Origin of the sequence: Schinkia azotoformans (assembly GCF_035811335.1) — a bacterium.
Taxonomy (GTDB): domain Bacteria; phylum Bacillota; class Bacilli; order Bacillales; family Bacillaceae_J; genus Schinkia; species Schinkia azotoformans.
The window spans coordinates 30,637-47,618 of the sequence record NZ_JARSMD010000028.1 but is presented as its reverse complement, the minus strand read 5'-3'; the positions used below and the strand labels follow the sequence as shown (position 1 = coordinate 47,618).

Genomic DNA, 16,982 nt, shown 5'->3' with positions numbered 1-16,982 from the left:
GTGATGGTATGAAATGGCTAATAGCCGAATACACTTTTACAACTCCATTCTCCTTGAAAAGTTCATTAGCAACTAGTTCAGGCGGAAAAACAAATTTATTGCCGACAATGTTTGCTTTTAAAATGGCTTTAATTAATGCCTCCTATAATATTGGTTTGGATGGAGAAGCTGAATTTAAGTGGATTAAAGAATTGGATATTCGTTTTAAGCCGCCTAAAAAAGCAACTGTTCAAAATTCATTTGTAAAAATTCTTAAAGAATCAAGGAAAGAAGTATTGGCGGAAGACCCTAGTCAAGTTTTTACATCATCAGTTGCATTAAGAGAATATATATTATTCAGTGGCTCACTATATGTGGCAATACACATTGAGAAGTTGGCAAATGCTAATGTTCAAAAATTGAAACAACTACTCATACATATTAATCAACTAGGCAAACGGGGTTGTTTTGTTCAATTTTTGGATATAACAGAAGCAATGTCATTAGATCAAACTTTTACTTTTCTGCTCGAGGATAAAAAAATAAGTATGCCGAAATCTTTAATAATTCAGTACTTAGACGATATGGGTGAAAAGGCTAAATTTGAATCTATTAATAATTATGGTTCAAAATCAGCCTCGATTGGGAAAGATAGGATATTTAAGCAAGTAGGGGTGCCATATAAATTAACAAAGTCTAGTAGAGGCTTTTCTCATTATGAGAGAATCGATTAGGGGTATATTGATTAATGAAAAGTAATCAAGAAATCATTCATTATCTATCAAAAATAAAGTTAGCCAAATTCACGGCCATTTATGAGGCAGGCCCAGATGGATTAGAACTACCACCATACAAAGGAGCAACTTTCCGGGGAAGCTTTGGACATGTCTTCCGGGAAGTTGCCTGCACGTGTCCGCATAGAGAAAATGGTTTTGCTTCGAAGCATCTAGAACAATGTGCTTATGGGTATATTTTTGAAACAGCCACAATAGATGGTGCGGAAGTTTTAGTTAATAATGAAAGTATTCCAAGACCGTTCCTTTTGGAACCTCCAAATGATATGAGAACATATTATGCACCCGGTGAGCGTTTTACTTTAGGGTTTACTCTGTTTGGCAAAGGGATTGAATATTTACCTTATTTTATATATGTGCTTGATGCCATGGGGTTGCAAGGATTTGGAAAGGGGAGGAAACATGCAAAATTAAGACAGATTTTTACCGTCGATCAGCATGGAGATTGGATTAAATCTATTTATCAAGCTGATGACCGATTACTTAGAAATGATTTTTCCCCTCTAACTGGTGAAGATATTTTTAATTCCAAAGCTGATTCAACGGCTCAAACATGCCATATTCATTTTATTTCACCAGTACGTCTAAAATATGCAGGGGAATTTGTATCTACGCCTGAATTTCATATGCTCCTACGGTCCGCCTGCCGTCGGATTACAGCATTATTGTATTTTCATCAGGATGAACCAAAACTTGATTTTGATTTCAATGGACTTTTTCAACAAGCCGAGCAAGAAGTTACTTGTTTAAATGCAAATGTAGAATGGACAAGCTGGGAAAGGTATTCTAATCGTCAAAAGCAGAGATTGAAAATGGGTGGAATTGTGGGTAACGCAATATACAAAGGAGATTTTCAGCCGTATTTACCTTGGCTGAAACTAGCTGAATGGTGCAATATAGGGAAAAATCCAGTATTCGGTTTAGGAAGTGTAAAAGTAATTATTAAATGAAACCTTATTTAGGTACCGTCAGCAAACCTATATGATTTTTGATGGTACTTTTTATTATAATTGGAATGATTATTTTTTGTGGTCATTATATCGTTATTTTATGTTTTCGAAGGAGAGGGGGCATTTATTGCAGAAAAAGCATATTCGTATTAAAATTAGAATTGATATATTGTAAGAATTTTGAAAGCCTTGATACATAAGCTTTTGACCGTCATGAAAAAATACGGTATCAAAGCAGAACCTCGATTATAGAGGATTGCAACTCACCGCGGCCCCACCCCAACGGGGCCCCACCACAGTGTATCAAAGCAGAACCTCGATTATAGAGGATTGCAACTTCATAAAAAGGTTAAGCGGTAAATAGCCTTTAGCTTGTGTATCAAAGCAGAACCTCGATTATAGAGGATTGCAACCGATTCATTCCGTCGTCAATCATGTCGTCAATCCCTGTATCAAAGCAGAACCTCGATTATAGAGGATTGCAACGAAATCGCTTCTTGCATAGATAAGTCAAACATGGTCTGTATCAAAGCAGAACCTCGATTATAGAGGATTGCAACTCAACCAATTTGTATTTACCTAAATCTTTATCCCAAGTGTATCAAAGCAGAACCTCGATTATAGAGGATTGCAACGAGTATGAATTAAAAGCCGGTGATTCCGTCATCGTCGAGTATCAAAGCAGAACCTCGATTATAGAGGATTGCAACTTCTTACTTCGCAATTTGAATCGAATGTGCATTAAGTATCAAAGCAGAACCTCGATTATAGAGGATTGCAACGCAGCTGTTATTCCGCCGAGGTGCTGGTTAAACCAAGTATCAAAGCAGAACCTCGATTATAGAGGATTGCAACTTCTTCCGTGAATCGATGCGAATCGGTGAAAAGGACCGGTATCAAAGCAGAACCTCGATTATAGAGGATTGCAACCTGTTCAGTTTGCATCATTTTTTTATAGACTCTCATTGTATCAAAGCAGAACCTCGATTATAGAGGATTGCAACATGCTTTGTAATGTTCATCTGACCCACCACGCCGATTGTATCAAAGCAGAACCTCGATTATAGAGGATTGCAACAGCTTATAGTTTCGATGAGTTTGTTTCTTTATATCAGTATCAAAGCAGAACCTCGATTATAGAGGATTGCAACGATTACAGAATAAGGGACCTAGATAACCAATTTAAGGTATCAAAGCAGAACCTCGATTATAGAGGATTGCAACCAAAACAGTTATCTACTTCTCCTACTACTTCAAAAATGTATCAAAGCAGAACCTCGATTATAGAGGATTGCAACGCACTTGTTCAGCTTGTGCTATTCGTGCCTGTTCTTCGTATCAAAGCAGAACCTCGATTATAGAGGATTGCAACTTGATTCTTCGGCAATTTGTTGCCTTAATGCCATTTCGTATCAAAGCAGAACCTCGATTATAGAGGATTGCAACATAACTATTACATCTGCATCCAACCTACCAACTGTACCGTATCAAAGCAGAACCTCGATTATAGAGGATTGCAACACTAATTCCGCTTAATAATCCAGCAATTACTGTTCCGTATCAAAGCAGAACCTCGATTATAGAGGATTGCAACATTCAAAGACGTTACAATGCTGTTCGTAACCGCAAAGGTATCAAAGCAGAACCTCGATTATAGAGGATTGCAACGTAGCAAGAACCGGCTGGTATGAGTATTTAGGGGAGGAGTATTAAAGCGGAGTCTCGATTATAAAGGATTGCAACCGATCTTTAATCAATCTAGAACATCCTTTCTGAGAACGAGTATTAAAGCAGAACCTCAAATATAGAGGATTGAAAAAGCCAAATTAAAATAGGAAATTAAAAAATTTTCAAAAAGCCTCAAAAAAGGCTTATTTTTTTTGCCATTTTTGGAGATAACTAGAATAAAAGCTATAAAGGGGGAAGAGAAATGTTAAAAGAATTAATTGTTGATGATTATGGAATGAATCTCCATAAGGTAAGTGAACGATTAGTTTTAAAAAAACAAGGGAAAGTGGTGGAGGAACATGCCATTAAGGAATTGCAGGATTTAATAATTAGCAACAAATGTGGCATGATTTCAATTAGCCTTATACAAGAATTGATTGAAAACGGGACGCAGGTCCATTTTGTTGATTTTAAAGAAGAGCCATTTAGTACACTTTATACACCTGCACACCACGGGTCCGTTAAAGCCCGAAGGGAGCAGTTAAGAGGCTACCATGATGAGCGGGGGATTGAGCTTTCTAAAGAAATATTAACGGCTAAAGTTCAAAATCAGATTAATACGATCAAATATTTTTTAAAAAGTAGAAAAGAGCTTCCAATCGCTGATGATCTAAGAAGTCAAACGGAATATATGAAAATGTATATTCAAAGAATAAAAGAAGTGGAAGGGGTATCAATCGAAAATGTTAGAAGCCAAATCATTTCTTCTGAAGCACATGCAGCGAAGCATTATTGGAAGGCAGTAAAAATAATCTTGGCTGAAAAAGGAATAGAATTTCCTGGAAGGGCTTGGCATTTACAAGATCCGGTAAACATGATGTTGAACTATGGATATGCTATATTACGCTCGCGGGTAACATCTGCCATTATTCGTGCGGGACTTGAGACATACGCGGGTTTTTTCCATGTGGATCGATCTGGGCGTATTTCATTTGTATTAGATGTAATGGAAATCTTTCGACCATCTATTGTTGATCGTCCGATAATTTCCCTGATTACAAGGGGACATAAACCAGGAACAGAGGAGAAGGAAGATGGGTCCACTTTTCTTGATAATAAAACACTAAAATTACTTAGAGAGTATATTAATGAACGTCTTGAATCAAAAGAAGAATTTAAGGGCAATGACTATCACCTTCGTACTATTATTCAATTACAGGCGAGATCAATTGCTACCTTCTTTAGGGAAGGAAAAAAGTTCAAAGGATACATTTCGAGGTGGTAAATTATGAAAATTCTTTTAATCTATGATATTACCGAGGACAAACTTCGGACAAAAACCGCAAATATGTGCAAGGATTATGGCCTTTTTCGTGTACAGTATAGTGCGTTTTTTGGAGAAATTAGCAGGAATCTGCATGGAGAATTAACACGACGTATAAAACATTTGTTGAGAGAAAGTGAGAGGAGTAGTGTCATCATTTTTCCTTTAAGCCAAGATAGCCTTGAAAATGTTGTTAAAATTGATTTTAACTATTCTGATGAAGCAATCTAAGAAAGGTGAGAAATATGTCAATCAATATTACGGATATTAAACAGTTCATCTATTGTCCAAGGGTGGTTTATTATAATTATGTTGAGCCAGTACCTCGAAAAGTTACTTTTAAAATGGAGTATGCTAGAAGCCAGCATTATGAATTAAATCAGAAAGAAAAAAGAAGAACGCTGAAGAGGTATGACCTATTAGAGGGGAAAAGATATTACGGGCCGTCAGTTTCCTCGCAGTCTCTTAATTTAGTTGGAAAAATTGATATCCTTATAGATACAGAAAATAAAACTGGTCAACGGTATTTCCCAATTGAGTGTAAAGATACTGACGGAAAAATTTATAGTAATATTCTATATCAGCTGGCCGCTTATGCATTGTGTATTGAAGAAATGACGAATACACCGGTAAAAAAAGGATACATTTATATCATCCCTAAACAAAAAGCATATCCAATAGTGATTACCGACGAGCAAAAAATTTATGTTCGCAAAGTTACTTCAATGATAAAGAAAATTATTAATGAGGAGTATTTTCCAGAACCACGCTCTAAAAAGAGATGTTGGGATTGTGAATTCCAAAGATATTGTAACGATTGCGATTTGCCAAATTTAGCTCAAATAAAAGAGCAGGATAGGTTACTTATAAATAAACTTTTTAATAAAAGTTGAAATAAATACTGACCTGGGAACAGTTCATCCAATCTGATTCCTGGGTCTTTTTTTGTAATTCCTTGATTATTAACTAAATAAAATTGAACCGAACACTCCCAATATTAGTCCTTATACTAAATTCATGGTAAATTATCAGAGTAACATATTTTTAAAGAATGATAGTAAAAAGTATAGGGAAGGAAGCGCTTTTGCATTGGAATTACTTCTAATAGTTTTACCTGCATTTCTAATCTTTGGGACCGGCTTTATTGGGCAAAAGGTCCTTAAATTGAATATTAAAACGATATCAACAATGTCTCTTTATTTAATGTCACCATTTTTAACTTTTTCTACTTTTTATAAGAATCGATTAAATATCGAGTATTTTTATATGTTTCTTTTTACAATTCTACTTGTAATTTTGTTGATTGTTGTAACTTTTCTCGTTGGAAAAATTATTAAAGCAGATAAAACCGATTTGTCAGTCATGTTGTTGGGGAGTATTTTTCCAAATAGCGGGAATTATGGGGCGCCGGTTGCAATGTTCGCTTTTGGGGCGTTGGCTTTTGATTATGCGGTTATCATTATGGTTTTCCACTCCTTTATCATAAATTCAATTGGGATTTTCATTGCGGCGTTTGGAAGTGAAAAATCGACTACGGTGAAGGAAGCACTTCAGAGAGTTGTCAGGATGCCTGTTCTTTATGGGGCCTGTTTAGGGATGTTAATGCAGGTCTTACATATAAAATTGCCGTCAACGATTATTGATGGTGTTAGTTTAGTAGGGTCAGCCTCTATTCCAACTGTGATGTTACTTCTTGGTATGCAATTAGCGGAAATTAAACCACAAGTATTTGCAATGAGATATGTTAGTACAGTCACACTAATTCGTATGATTATTTCGCCTTTACTTGCTGCTGTGTTAGTTTCATTCATGCCTGTAAACGAAACTATTAAATATGTATATATTTTATTAGCCGCAATGCCGGTTGCGGCCAATACGACGATGCTGGCCATTCAATTTGATGTAAACCCCAATTTGGTTTCTTTTAATACTCTAGTAACGACGCTTATTAGTTTGTTTACAATTCCGTTCGCAATCTATTGTTTGAATAATTTTGCAAGTTTTTAGGGGGATGGGCCAGAGAACCCGACCCCTTGGTCCATTGGAGGCTCTTTTTTTATTTTTGACTAAACAAAAAAGCCGTATTATAGTGGATTAGGACAAATTTGATTTAGCATCATAGAACAAGGAGAATATTAAATGAGCAGTAATTCTGAAACAAATAAAAAATTGGTTGTTACTTCTTTGTTAATTGCTACGTTTTTAACAGCAATTGAAGGAACAATTGTAAGTACCGCCATGCCTAAAATTGTCGAAGATCTAGGTGGAAGTCATTTATATACGTGGGTCATTTCAATCTACTTATTGGCAACAGTAATAAGTACACCTATTTTCGGCAAATTAGCCGATTTATATGGGCGGAAAAAGATGTTTACCATTGGTGTCATCATTTTTTTAATTGGTTCCATGCTTTCGGGCTTTTCGCAAACGATGCATCAATTAGTCGTTTTTCGTTTAATTCAAGGCATTGGTGCAGGAGCATTAACGACGATCCCGTTCACAATTATTGGCGATGTTTTTTCGTTTGAGCTGCGTGCGAAAATACAAGGATTGATCAGTAGCGTCTGGGGGATTTCTGGAATCATTGGACCGCTTGCTGGTGGTTTCATTGTTGACCAAATCACTTGGCATTGGATTTTCTTTTTGAATCTTCCGTTCGGAATCCTTTCATTTATTCTTTTATCAGTTTCTTTGCACGAACAAGTGGAGAAGAAAAAACAAATTATTGATTATGCAGGTATTTTTACTTTTACCGTAAGTATGTCAAGCTTTTTGTATGCTTTAACTTTATTGAAACAAGAAAAACATATAACAACTGGTATTTTCGCCTTATTTATAATTGCTTTGGTTAGTGTTTGTCTATTTCTTTATATTGAAGCAAAAGGAAAAGAACCAATGCTGCCGCTTTCTTTATTTAAGATTCACTCTATTACGGTGGCCAATGTAGTTGGATTTTTGTTAGGTTTTATTCTGGTGGCCGTCACATTTTATATCCCGTTATGGGTGCAGGGAGTTACCAATTTAAATGCAACTCTATCAGGCATAACGCTTATGCCAATGTCAATAACATGGCCAATCGGAGCCTTTTTAACAGGTAAATGGCTTGGTAAAATGTCGATTGGACGTCTAGCTGTTATTGGCATTGCAATTAATGCAGCTGGCTGTTTTGGGTTAGTTTTCTTTCATGCAAATACAACTTTGCCATTCATGATGGTTGTTACAGCGATTCTTGGCTTTGGCTTTGGATTGGCATTGACAGTATTTACGGTTATCGTCCAATCTGCGGTTGATTGGAATTTGCGGGGTGCAGCTATTGGATCCAATAATCTTATGAGAAACTTGGGACAAGCAATTGGAATTGCCGTTTCCGGCTTGTGGTTAAGTGATGAATTAAAGGGATATGAATTGGAGTCAAGTTTGCACACGGTGTTTATTTTATTATTTATTTTGGCGTTGGTGGCCATTGCTATTGGTGGTGTGCTAATGGGGAAAAGAGAGAAAGAACTATCCTCAGAATAATTAATAAGGAGCATGGGCTAAACCTATGCTCCTTAAATGTTATTTAGCCTGCGCTTGTCTAACCAAAAACAATCCAAGTCCAACTAAAATAATAAAGATTCCAATCCCTTGTTGCAGTGAAACAATTTCTCCCAGTATGAAATAAGCAAGAATGCAAGTTCCAATTGTTTCACCAAGAATGCTCATCGAAATAACAGAACTGCTGATCCATTTTAACAACCAATTAAAAATGGTTTGGCCCAAAATAGTAGCAACAAATGCAAGTCCAAAAAATGCCCACCATGTATTGGTAGAATAATTAAAGAATGATTGTTGCTGTGTAAGTGCATAAATAGTAAGGAATACGGCACTGCTTCCATAGCCAATCACGGAATAAGGAACAAGGGATAAATCTTTACGAACAGATTGTCCGATTAAAAAATACCCGGAAATTACCCCGGCAGCAATAAACGCTAATATATCACCGAATAGGGCTTGACCACTTATTTGAAAATCACCCCACCCGATTATGAAGCTTCCGAAAATGGCTACTAAACATCCGAACAATGCAATCTTGGAATAACGCTCCTTATATAAAAAATATCCCCCAACGATGGTGAACAAAGGCTGTAAAGTAACAATAACCGTCGAGCTCGCCACAGACGTATAGCGTAATGATTCAAACCATAGTACATAATGAATGGATAAAAATAAACCAGACAAGATGCCTAATCTCCATTGTCTTTTGGACAAGCCCAACAGCTCTTGGCGAAGCTCTCTTTTGACTAGCAAAAAGGGCATAAGAATCGTAGTTGCAAAAAATAAACGATAAAAGGCGATAATGGCCGATGGCGCATCAGCAAGCTTAACGAAGATGGCTGAAGTTGATAGAGCAAAGACTCCAAAAAATAATGCTATGTAAGAGAAAATAGATCCTTTCATATATGTACACTCCATAAGAAAAACCCATTTACAATGCAGATATTTGTAAGTGGGTTTTTTATCATTTTATAAACATAAAAACTGTTTACGCAGTCTTTTTATTAACAAGTCCTTTTCCTTCTTTACGATTCTTTGCGTATTCAGCAGTTGCTGTAAACAGTACGTCAGAAGAGGAATTAAGTGCAGTCTCACATGAGTCTTGTAAGACACCGATGATGAAACCAACACCAACAACTTGCATTGCGATATCATTTGGAATTCCAAATAAACTACATGCTAACGGAATTAATAACAATGAACCTCCGGCAACACCTGAAGCACCTGCAGCTGAGATTGCTGATAAAACGGACAGGATTACCGCAGTAGCAAAATCAACTTGAATGCCTAGAGTATGAACGGCTGCAAGTGTTAGGACAGAAATCGTAACAGCTGCACCAGCCATATTGATAGTAGCTCCCAATGGGATGGAAACTGAATACGTATCTTTATCTAATTTAAGTTTTTCACATAAACTCATATTTACTGGAATGTTTGCAGCTGAACTACGTGTGAAGAATGCCATAATTCCACTTTCCCTTAAACATTGTAAAACAAGTGGAAATGGATTTTTACGAGTATTCATGTATACAATAATTGGATTCACTACTAGAGCTACAAAAAACATGCATCCGAGTAATACTAAAAGTAATTTTCCGTAATCAAGTAAAGCAGAAAGTCCGCTTGTAACAATAGCATCGAAGACAAGCCCCATGATTCCAAGTGGTGCCAAACTTATAACCCATTTAACTAATTGGGAGATGGCATCAGAAAAATTAGATAGCATGTCCTTTGTCGAATCAGAAGCATGCTTTAAAGCAATACCTAAAACAATAGCCCAAGTTAAAATGCCGATATAGTTAGCATTCAATAAAGCATTTACTGGATTGTCAACTATATTAAATAGCAATGATTTAAGTACCTCTACAATACCGCTAGGAGGGGTTACACCTTCTGCACCGGTAGTAAGAGTTAAACTAACAGGAAAAAGAAAGCTTGCAATAACTCCTGTAACCCCAGCAAGGAATGTCCCAATTGCATAAAGGCCAAGAATTGATTTCATATTTGTTTGCTGACCACTTTTATGTTTGGAAATGGCTGACATAACTAGGAATAAAACTAGTATTGGTGCCACTGCCTTTAATGCACCTACAAATAAGGAACCAAAAATTGTGATCCATTTTACTGCATCTGGAATCGTAATAGCTAGGATAATACCAATAATAATACCAATAAGAATTCGTTTTACTAGGCTGATTTGGTCCCACTTGCGAATTAAATCCTTCATTGACTTCCCTCCAAAAATAATTATTAGAAAATACAGGCATTTCACCGTGTGAAGACAAATGTTCACAAGAAATTTACACTTATTTTAACATGAATATTAGAAATTGTGAAACAAATTATTATATTGAAATATTTGTAAGTGCTATATTGATATATATAAAATCAAAATATAATTTCTTTGTTAAGTTACTTAAAAAGTCCAGATTATATACAGGTTATTGCTGTTATTTGTCGAAATAGTGTATGGGAGGGAGCATAGAATATGGTTAAGGTTAAAGCTGTAAAAATCGATGGTGAAGATATTCATATATTTAATAGCGCTATTTATATTCTGGAGTCTAGTTCAGGCTACACCTTAGACTTGGATATTATTGTTAGTGAAGTTGTCGTTAAAAAATATCGAAATGAAGAAAACTTAATTGTTGAAATAGAATTACAGGATGGCAGAATGATAACGTCTTATATGAACCTAAAAAGTCTGTCAGGTGGACTACCACAGCTAAATCTTTTCTGTGAGATAAGTGATGTCAGTGAATACATTGATTTTCAAATAGTAAATGAGAATGATTTATCATTTCCAAATATAGAGGAGGGAATAACATTAGAAGAAATAAGGAAATATGAAATGCCAAATGAAAAGGTTACTTTAAAATTAACTTTACCTATAGATCAAGTTGAATGGCTGAAAAAGCAGAAAAGTAAGGATGTAGCCGAAGTAATAAAAGAAGCTATTTACGATTATTGGGAAAAAAATAATAAAAATTAATAATTGGAAAATATTACTGATCGTGATATATTGTTATTGAACGGCGGTTAATAAAATCTTGATGAGGGATAAAAATGTCACCAAGAAAAGCAGTTGAACAAGAACTTACACGTGAAATCATAATGGATACAGCACGAGAATTGTTCATGAAAAATGGCTATGAACATGTGTCAATGAGGCAAATTTCAAAGGCCTTAGGCTATAGTCATGGGGCAATTTATTATCACTTTAAGAATAAAGCAGGCTTATTTTATGAGCTCGTGAAGGCAGATTTTTTCTTACTTGATCAGACGCTTGAAGACATTATGAATAAGCCATTAGATCCGGAAAGTAAGCTCAAGGAGGTTTTCTTAGGATTTATCGAATTCGGTCTGACACATCAAAGTCATTATGAAATTATGTTTCTTATAAAAGACGAAGAAGTGAGAAGTTGTCAGCAAGAGGAGCCAATTCTAAGTTATGAGAAATTTGCCAAAGCCGTATTCTCTTTATGCGGAAACCAAGTTACTTTAACTGAGATTTGGTCTATGTTTCTGTCCTTACACGGGTTTGTTTCCCATTATTGCAGAAGTGGCCAAACGTACAAAGATGTGCGTTCCTTAGCTGAAACACATGTGAATTTTATTTTAAGAGCGATGTTAAGGAAATAATTTTTTTTGAATTTTATTGACCAATGGTTAATTAATAGGGGGAAATTATATGAAAAAGGTATTAGTACTGGGAGCATCAGGCGGTATGGGATATTCAATTGTAAAGGAATTGGCGCAAAGAGGGATTAATGTAGTTGCTTTTGCCCGTGGAAAGGAAAAACTTCAAAAGCTTTTTCAGGATAATGCGAGGGTCACGATCAATTCCGGTGATGTTTTCGATTTGGAGAGTTTGAAGGAGGCTTCAGCCGGAGTAGATACGATTTTTCAAGCGATGAGTATACCGTATTCTGAGTGGGAGCAAGATTTGCACATTGTTATGAAAAATATCTTGGAAACAGCAAAACACGCGAATGCAAAGCTTGTTTTGGTAGATAACATCTATGCTTATGGAAAGAACCCGGGCCACTTAGTTACGGAGGATACTCCGAAAAAGCCTCATACGAAAAAAGGAAACATTCGCTTGCAGCTTGAGACAATGGTAAAACAATCGAATCTGCCTTTCTTAATTGCTCATTTTCCTGATTTTTATGGCCCGAATGCCACCAATACAATACTAAATTACACTTTGGAAGGCGTAATAAAAAACAAAAAAACATTATTTGTGGGGGATAAGAAAATTTCAAGGGAGTACATTTTTACTCCGGATGGAGCAAAAGCTTTAGTAGAGCTGGCATTCCTTGATTCAGCTTACGGGCAGCATTGGAATATACCAGGCAGTGGGGTCATTACTGGTGACGAAATCGTAGATATCTTGTGTGAACATACTGGCTATAGCAAAAAGGTAGGCACGGTATCAAAGGGGATGGTAAAGTTTCTAGGTTTATTTGATAAAAACATGAGAGAAGTTGTGGAAATGTTCTATTTGACGGAAGATCCGGTAGTTTTAGATGGTGGGAAGCTAGAGCGGGCGATTAAAAGTATTCCTAAAACACCTTATCAAGATGGAGTAAAACAAACGATAGATTATATGCTTCGTAGTTTAACCTAATATGAAAATTTTATATAACTTGTCATCACCTGTCTTTTTGCAAATGCATAGAATGTAAAAAGGTGGTGATGATATATGGAATTTACTGCTGTGAGCATGTCTAATTATATGATGATGGCTGTATTTGGACTAATGATTATTGATTTTCTCTTAGGATTTTTTAAATCTTTTTGGACGGGAACATTCAGTCCATCGATTGTTCTAAATTATTTAAAAGATATCGTATACTACGTTCTTCCATTAAATGTTCTTTGGTCAATGATGTCGATCGATCCTACAGGCTGGATCCTTTTAATTTTCTACTTTATAGGCGGTCTTGCTGTAATGATTAAGTATGCGATGGATATTAAAGGGAAAATATAAATAAATTCTTAAAAATTAAAGCCTTCCTTGCGAAGGTTTTTTTTTAGTAGTTTAATTTCAATATTTTAGGGTAAAAGCATAATTAGAGATATATTATGAATACTAATTTTATGTGAAATAAGAATAAAAGGAAGTTTAATGACTATGAGCCATGAAATAATTGAAGCTGGTTGGAATTTTGATAATAGTTATACGCGATTACCGAAGATGTTTTATAGCAGTCAAAGCCCTGATCCTGTTACCGCACCGGAGTTGGTCCTATTCAATTCTTCGTTGGCAACCTCACTAGGGTTGAACGATGCGGTGCTGAATAATAATGAAGGTGCTGCTGTGTTTGCAGGCAATAAGATTCCTGATGGAGCTTCGCCGCTTGCTCAAGCATATGCAGGCCATCAATTCGGTCATTTTACGATGCTAGGGGATGGCCGTGCTGTTTTGCTAGGTGAGCATTTAAGTCCCGAAGGTGAACGGTTTGATATTCAGCTTAAAGGCTCAGGTAGAACTCCTTATTCAAGAGGTGGCGATGGTCGGGCTGTACTAGGACCAATGCTTCGTGAATATATCATCAGTGAGGCGATGTATGCACTTGGAATACCGACTACTCGCAGTTTAGCAGTAGTGAAAACGGGTGAGTTAGTATTCCGGGAAACAGCTCTTCCTGGTGCCATTGTCACTCGTGTGGCGTCTAGTCATATTCGGGTAGGTACTTTTGAATTTGCAGCCAATTTCGGAACTGATGGGGATGTTAGAGCATTGGCGGATTATACATTGCAGAGACATTTTGGCGGTGCGACAGACTTTGAAAATGCTACTGAAACTGACTTGCGTAAGGGAATTGCTGCGGGCCGTTATCTTTTTCTGCTACAAGAGGTTATAAAACGGCAGGCAGAGCTGATTGCAAAATGGCAGTTAGTTGGCTTTATTCATGGAGTAATGAATACTGACAATATGGCTATAAGTGGTGAAACAATCGATTATGGCCCTTGTGCATTCATGGATACGTATGACCCTGCAACAGTTTTCAGTTCCATTGATAGGCAAGGACGTTATGCTTATGGAAATCAGCCGCCGATCGGGGGCTGGAACCTTGCCAGATTCGCCGAAACCCTGTTGCCATTATTGCATGAAGATGAGGAGCAGGCTGTTCAATTGGCCCAGGATGCAATATCAGAATTTCCAAAGCTGTTTCATAAGCATTGGTTATCCGGTATGAGAGCAAAGCTCGGCCTGTATAATGAAGAAGAACAGGATGAATCTCTAATTGAAGATTTACTTAGCTTGATGAAAAAGAATCGTGCGGACTTTACGAATACATTCCGTGCATTGACCTTAAATCGAATTGAAGATACAGGCCTCACTGAGGTTATTGGGTTTGAAAAGTGGTATGCGGAATGGGAGACAAGACGCAGCAGACAGTCACAATCAAGATTGGATTCGCAAAAGTTAATGCAACATAGCAATCCTGCTGTAATTCCACGTAATCATAGGGTTGAAGAGGCACTGGAAGCAGCGGTAAACGACGGTGACTACACTGTGATGCACCGACTTCTTGAAGTTCTATCTGATCCATATGCCTATTCGCCCGATCAGGACGAGTATTGTGAACTGCCAGTACCAACAACGGTACCATATCGAACTTTTTGTGGTACTTGATTAGTGTGGGTTGGGAGCGAGTGGGGCTTTGATTCCCGTTTACTGCTTATGGTACTTAGTTCGGGAATCAAAGAGAGTCAATAATCCGAAGAACCCGACCCTGTGTCCCACCAACCCGACTCTACTCCCAACCCTATTTAAAACCGAAATTGACTAGCAAGCTCAACTGGATTTGCACAAGTCATCGCCTCAGACATGATACAGACACCACTTGCTCCAGTTTTAGCAACCTCAGTAACATTATTCTTAGTGATGCCGCCAATCGAAAATACCGGAATCGCAACGGATCCGCATACTTCCTTTAGAAACTGGAGCCCTCTTGGAGGCACTCCTTTTTTACAATCAGTTGCAAAGATATGACCGGCAACTAGGTAGGTGGCACCTAATCTTTCAGCTTCTTTTGCCTCTTCGATTGAATGAACAGAGGCACCAACCCGAGAGAACACCACTAATTCATTTTGAAAACTTCTTAGGTTTTCCATGGAGAAATGGATATTCGGTATTTTTAGTTTTAAAGCAGCTTTTATATTCTGATTAATAATGAGTGGGACCCCATTTTTCTTACAGATTTTATTAACTACAAAAGCCAACGCTTCATATTCGATTTGAGTTAAGTCTTTTTCCCTTAGCATGATTCCATGTGGCTTGCCTTTAGCTATTTGAGCAATTCGTGTTAATAAATCATCCTTACAAAGCTTTCGATTTGTTACACAAATGAGCATGTTGGCTCTCCTTAAATCAAAATGCGCCTTGGCGTATTTGCGCCCAGATTTTTTCGAGCTTGCTCGAAAAACTACCTTTGAAAATCTGAGGCATCCGCCGGAGGCTTTAACTTTATTCAGTAGGAGCTTGAAACCTCTACTGAATTACATACTGGTTTGTGTTCATCCCGCCACTCATGGAAGTGAAGGACTTCTGCTGAATAAAGTTATACCCTAATATAATCCGTATAAACAGGCTGCAGCCCTTTATTAACAATCATTTCATGAACTTCCGTTACTGAACGTTCATCGGAAATTTCAAACTGTTCGTCACCTTTTTGTTCTTCATCGTGGCCACCAACACCAACACTTACACCGGCTGACATTTTTGTAGCAACCAAGCCGATTACATTGTCCCGAAAACCTGCACGTTCTCGAGTGGAAATCGTAATTCCGGCGTAAGGCATTAACAAACGATAAGCAAGCATGACCTGCAGTAACTGTTTTTCATGAACATCTTTAGAATTATTGTCCGCATTGTTTTTAAAAGGTCGTAAACGTGGGACAGAAAACCCTATCTCAGCATGCGGATATTTTTGCTGGATCAATGCTGCATGGAATCCAGCTGCAAAAGCATCCTTACGGAAATCATCGAGTCCAAGCAAAGCACCAAATGAAACGCCACGCATACCTCCTAATAATGCACGTTCTTGGGCATAAAAACGGTAAGGGAAAATTCGTTTTGACCCCCATAAATGGACCTCAGCATATTTATCCGGGTTGTACGTTTCTTGGTAGACTGAAACAAAGTCAGCACCACAGTTGTGCAGATAGGTATATTCTTCTACATTTAATGGATAAATTTCAATACCCACAGTTTTAAAATATTTTGTTGCTAATTGAATTGTTTCACCGATATACTCAACATCGGATTTATAACGAGATTCACCTGTTAACAAAAGAATTTCTTCAAGACCGGTCGCCGCAATCGCTTTTAGTTCACTTTCCGCGTCTTCCTTTGACAATGTAGCACGTTGAATTTTGTTCGTTGCTTTAAATCCACAATAAACACATTCATTTTCGCAATAATTCGCAATATATAAAGGTGTAAATAAGGAAATAGAATTTCCAAAGTGCTTTCTCGTTTCAAGCTTAGCCTTTCTTGCTATATCCTCCAAATAAGATAAGGCAACAGGAGAAAGAAGCGCTCCAAAATCATCAATGGAAAGATGGTCTTTATGTAGAGCAATTTCTACATCTCTACTAGAATATTGGCTATAATCATATTTTTCAACAGCCGATAACACCTTTTCCATCAAATCTGATTCTATGACATCCATACCATCAAGATACTCCATATGATCTATTCTGTTGAGCGCCATA

General features: G+C 37.0%; 16 protein-coding genes and 1 CRISPR repeat array. Of the genes, 12 read left to right on the top strand and 4 right to left on the bottom strand.

Features of this window, described 5'->3' with window-relative positions:
- The first annotated feature begins 8 nt into the window (after positions 1-8).
- From cas5a to P9E47_RS17795, 7 genes are all read left to right on the top strand, one after another.
- On the top strand, positions 9-713 hold the full coding sequence (cas5a, locus tag P9E47_RS17825) for a type I-A CRISPR-associated protein Cas5a (RefSeq protein WP_003330671.1): 705 nt from the start codon (positions 9-11) through the stop codon (positions 711-713).
- 14 nt (positions 714-727) lie between these two features.
- Positions 728-1,723, top strand: a complete 996-nt coding sequence (cas6, locus tag P9E47_RS17820; RefSeq protein WP_003330669.1) for a CRISPR system precrRNA processing endoribonuclease RAMP protein Cas6 — start codon at positions 728-730, stop codon at positions 1,721-1,723.
- A gap of 226 nt (positions 1,724-1,949) precedes the next feature.
- Positions 1,950-3,542: a CRISPR direct-repeat array (repeat unit 37 nt; unit sequence GTATCAAAGCAGAACCTCGATTATAGAGGATTGCAAC).
- A 111-nt stretch (positions 3,543-3,653) separates the two neighbouring features.
- A complete protein-coding gene (gene cas1 / locus P9E47_RS17815) occupies positions 3,654-4,676 on the top strand; it encodes a CRISPR-associated endonuclease Cas1 (protein ID WP_326164195.1) in 1,023 nt (340 codons plus the stop codon).
- 3 nt (positions 4,677-4,679) lie between these two features.
- Positions 4,680-4,946: a CRISPR-associated endonuclease Cas2 gene (gene cas2, locus P9E47_RS17810; RefSeq protein WP_003330667.1), complete on the top strand. Its 267-nt coding sequence runs from the start codon at positions 4,680-4,682 to the stop codon at positions 4,944-4,946.
- Positions 4,947-4,960: 14 nt separating this feature from the next.
- Complete coding sequence (cas4, locus tag P9E47_RS17805) at positions 4,961-5,608, top strand: CRISPR-associated protein Cas4 (protein ID WP_326164193.1); 648 nt, start codon at positions 4,961-4,963, stop codon at positions 5,606-5,608.
- Between the two features lie 196 nt (positions 5,609-5,804).
- Entirely contained in the window at positions 5,805-6,722 is a 918-nt protein-coding gene (locus P9E47_RS17800; RefSeq protein WP_326164191.1) for an AEC family transporter, read from the top strand.
- A 132-nt stretch (positions 6,723-6,854) separates the two neighbouring features.
- Entirely contained in the window at positions 6,855-8,234 is a 1,380-nt protein-coding gene (locus P9E47_RS17795; RefSeq protein ID WP_003330664.1) for an MDR family MFS transporter, read from the top strand.
- Positions 8,235-8,273: 39 nt separating this feature from the next.
- Here P9E47_RS17795 and P9E47_RS17790 read toward each other — a convergent pair whose 3' ends face one another.
- Positions 8,274-9,155: a DMT family transporter gene (locus P9E47_RS17790; RefSeq protein ID WP_003330663.1), complete on the bottom strand. Its 882-nt coding sequence runs from the start codon at positions 9,153-9,155 to the stop codon at positions 8,274-8,276.
- 85 nt (positions 9,156-9,240) lie between these two features.
- Positions 9,241-10,479, bottom strand: a complete 1,239-nt coding sequence (sstT, locus tag P9E47_RS17785; protein WP_326164190.1) for a serine/threonine transporter SstT — start codon at positions 10,477-10,479, stop codon at positions 9,241-9,243.
- A gap of 261 nt (positions 10,480-10,740) precedes the next feature.
- On the opposite strand from sstT, the gene P9E47_RS17780 reads away from it, so the two are divergent.
- The 5 genes from P9E47_RS17780 (at position 10,741) to P9E47_RS17760 (ending at position 14,898) form a co-directional block, all read left to right on the top strand.
- Positions 10,741-11,244 carry a hypothetical protein gene (locus P9E47_RS17780; protein ID WP_003330661.1) on the top strand — a complete coding sequence of 168 codons (504 nt, stop codon included), beginning with the start codon at positions 10,741-10,743 and terminating at the stop codon, positions 11,242-11,244.
- A 74-nt stretch (positions 11,245-11,318) separates the two neighbouring features.
- Positions 11,319-11,894, top strand: a complete 576-nt coding sequence (locus tag P9E47_RS17775) for a TetR/AcrR family transcriptional regulator (protein ID WP_326164189.1) — start codon at positions 11,319-11,321, stop codon at positions 11,892-11,894.
- A 49-nt stretch (positions 11,895-11,943) separates the two neighbouring features.
- Positions 11,944-12,882 carry an SDR family NAD(P)-dependent oxidoreductase gene (locus P9E47_RS17770; protein ID WP_326164187.1) on the top strand — a complete coding sequence of 313 codons (939 nt, stop codon included), beginning with the start codon at positions 11,944-11,946 and terminating at the stop codon, positions 12,880-12,882.
- A 75-nt stretch (positions 12,883-12,957) separates the two neighbouring features.
- Entirely contained in the window at positions 12,958-13,245 is a 288-nt protein-coding gene (locus P9E47_RS17765; RefSeq protein WP_326164186.1) for a hypothetical protein, read from the top strand.
- A 138-nt stretch (positions 13,246-13,383) separates the two neighbouring features.
- Complete coding sequence (locus P9E47_RS17760) at positions 13,384-14,898, top strand: protein adenylyltransferase SelO (protein WP_326164184.1); 1,515 nt, start codon at positions 13,384-13,386, stop codon at positions 14,896-14,898.
- A gap of 137 nt (positions 14,899-15,035) precedes the next feature.
- Here the strand turns inward: P9E47_RS17760 and P9E47_RS17755 are convergent, their stop codons facing one another.
- Positions 15,036-15,620, bottom strand: a complete 585-nt coding sequence (locus P9E47_RS17755) for a thiamine phosphate synthase (RefSeq protein WP_003330656.1) — start codon at positions 15,618-15,620, stop codon at positions 15,036-15,038.
- Between the two features lie 206 nt (positions 15,621-15,826).
- Positions 15,827-16,981 carry a 2-iminoacetate synthase ThiH gene (gene thiH, locus P9E47_RS17750; RefSeq protein WP_326164183.1) on the bottom strand — a complete coding sequence of 385 codons (1,155 nt, stop codon included), beginning with the start codon at positions 16,979-16,981 and terminating at the stop codon, positions 15,827-15,829.
- Position 16,982: the final 1 nt, after the last annotated feature.

Coding starts and splice junctions, on each gene's coding strand:
- cas5a (WP_003330671.1), top strand. CDS start 9: ATGAAATGGCTAATAGCCGAATACACTTTTACAACTCCATTCTCCTTG.
- cas6 (WP_003330669.1), top strand. CDS start 728: ATGAAAAGTAATCAAGAAATCATTCATTATCTATCAAAAATAAAGTTA.
- cas1 (WP_326164195.1), top strand. CDS start 3,654: ATGTTAAAAGAATTAATTGTTGATGATTATGGAATGAATCTCCATAAG.
- cas2 (WP_003330667.1), top strand. CDS start 4,680: ATGAAAATTCTTTTAATCTATGATATTACCGAGGACAAACTTCGGACA.
- cas4 (WP_326164193.1), top strand. CDS start 4,961: ATGTCAATCAATATTACGGATATTAAACAGTTCATCTATTGTCCAAGG.
- P9E47_RS17795 (WP_003330664.1), top strand. CDS start 6,855: ATGAGCAGTAATTCTGAAACAAATAAAAAATTGGTTGTTACTTCTTTG.
- P9E47_RS17790 (WP_003330663.1), bottom strand. CDS start 9,155: ATGAAAGGATCTATTTTCTCTTACATAGCATTATTTTTTGGAGTCTTT.
- sstT (WP_326164190.1), bottom strand. CDS start 10,479: ATGAAGGATTTAATTCGCAAGTGGGACCAAATCAGCCTAGTAAAACGA.
- P9E47_RS17780 (WP_003330661.1), top strand. CDS start 10,741: ATGGTTAAGGTTAAAGCTGTAAAAATCGATGGTGAAGATATTCATATA.
- P9E47_RS17775 (WP_326164189.1), top strand. CDS start 11,319: ATGTCACCAAGAAAAGCAGTTGAACAAGAACTTACACGTGAAATCATA.
- P9E47_RS17770 (WP_326164187.1), top strand. CDS start 11,944: ATGAAAAAGGTATTAGTACTGGGAGCATCAGGCGGTATGGGATATTCA.
- P9E47_RS17765 (WP_326164186.1), top strand. CDS start 12,958: ATGGAATTTACTGCTGTGAGCATGTCTAATTATATGATGATGGCTGTA.
- P9E47_RS17760 (WP_326164184.1), top strand. CDS start 13,384: ATGACTATGAGCCATGAAATAATTGAAGCTGGTTGGAATTTTGATAAT.
- P9E47_RS17755 (WP_003330656.1), bottom strand. CDS start 15,620: ATGCTCATTTGTGTAACAAATCGAAAGCTTTGTAAGGATGATTTATTA.
- thiH (WP_326164183.1), bottom strand. CDS start 16,981: ATGGCGCTCAACAGAATAGATCATATGGAGTATCTTGATGGTATGGAT.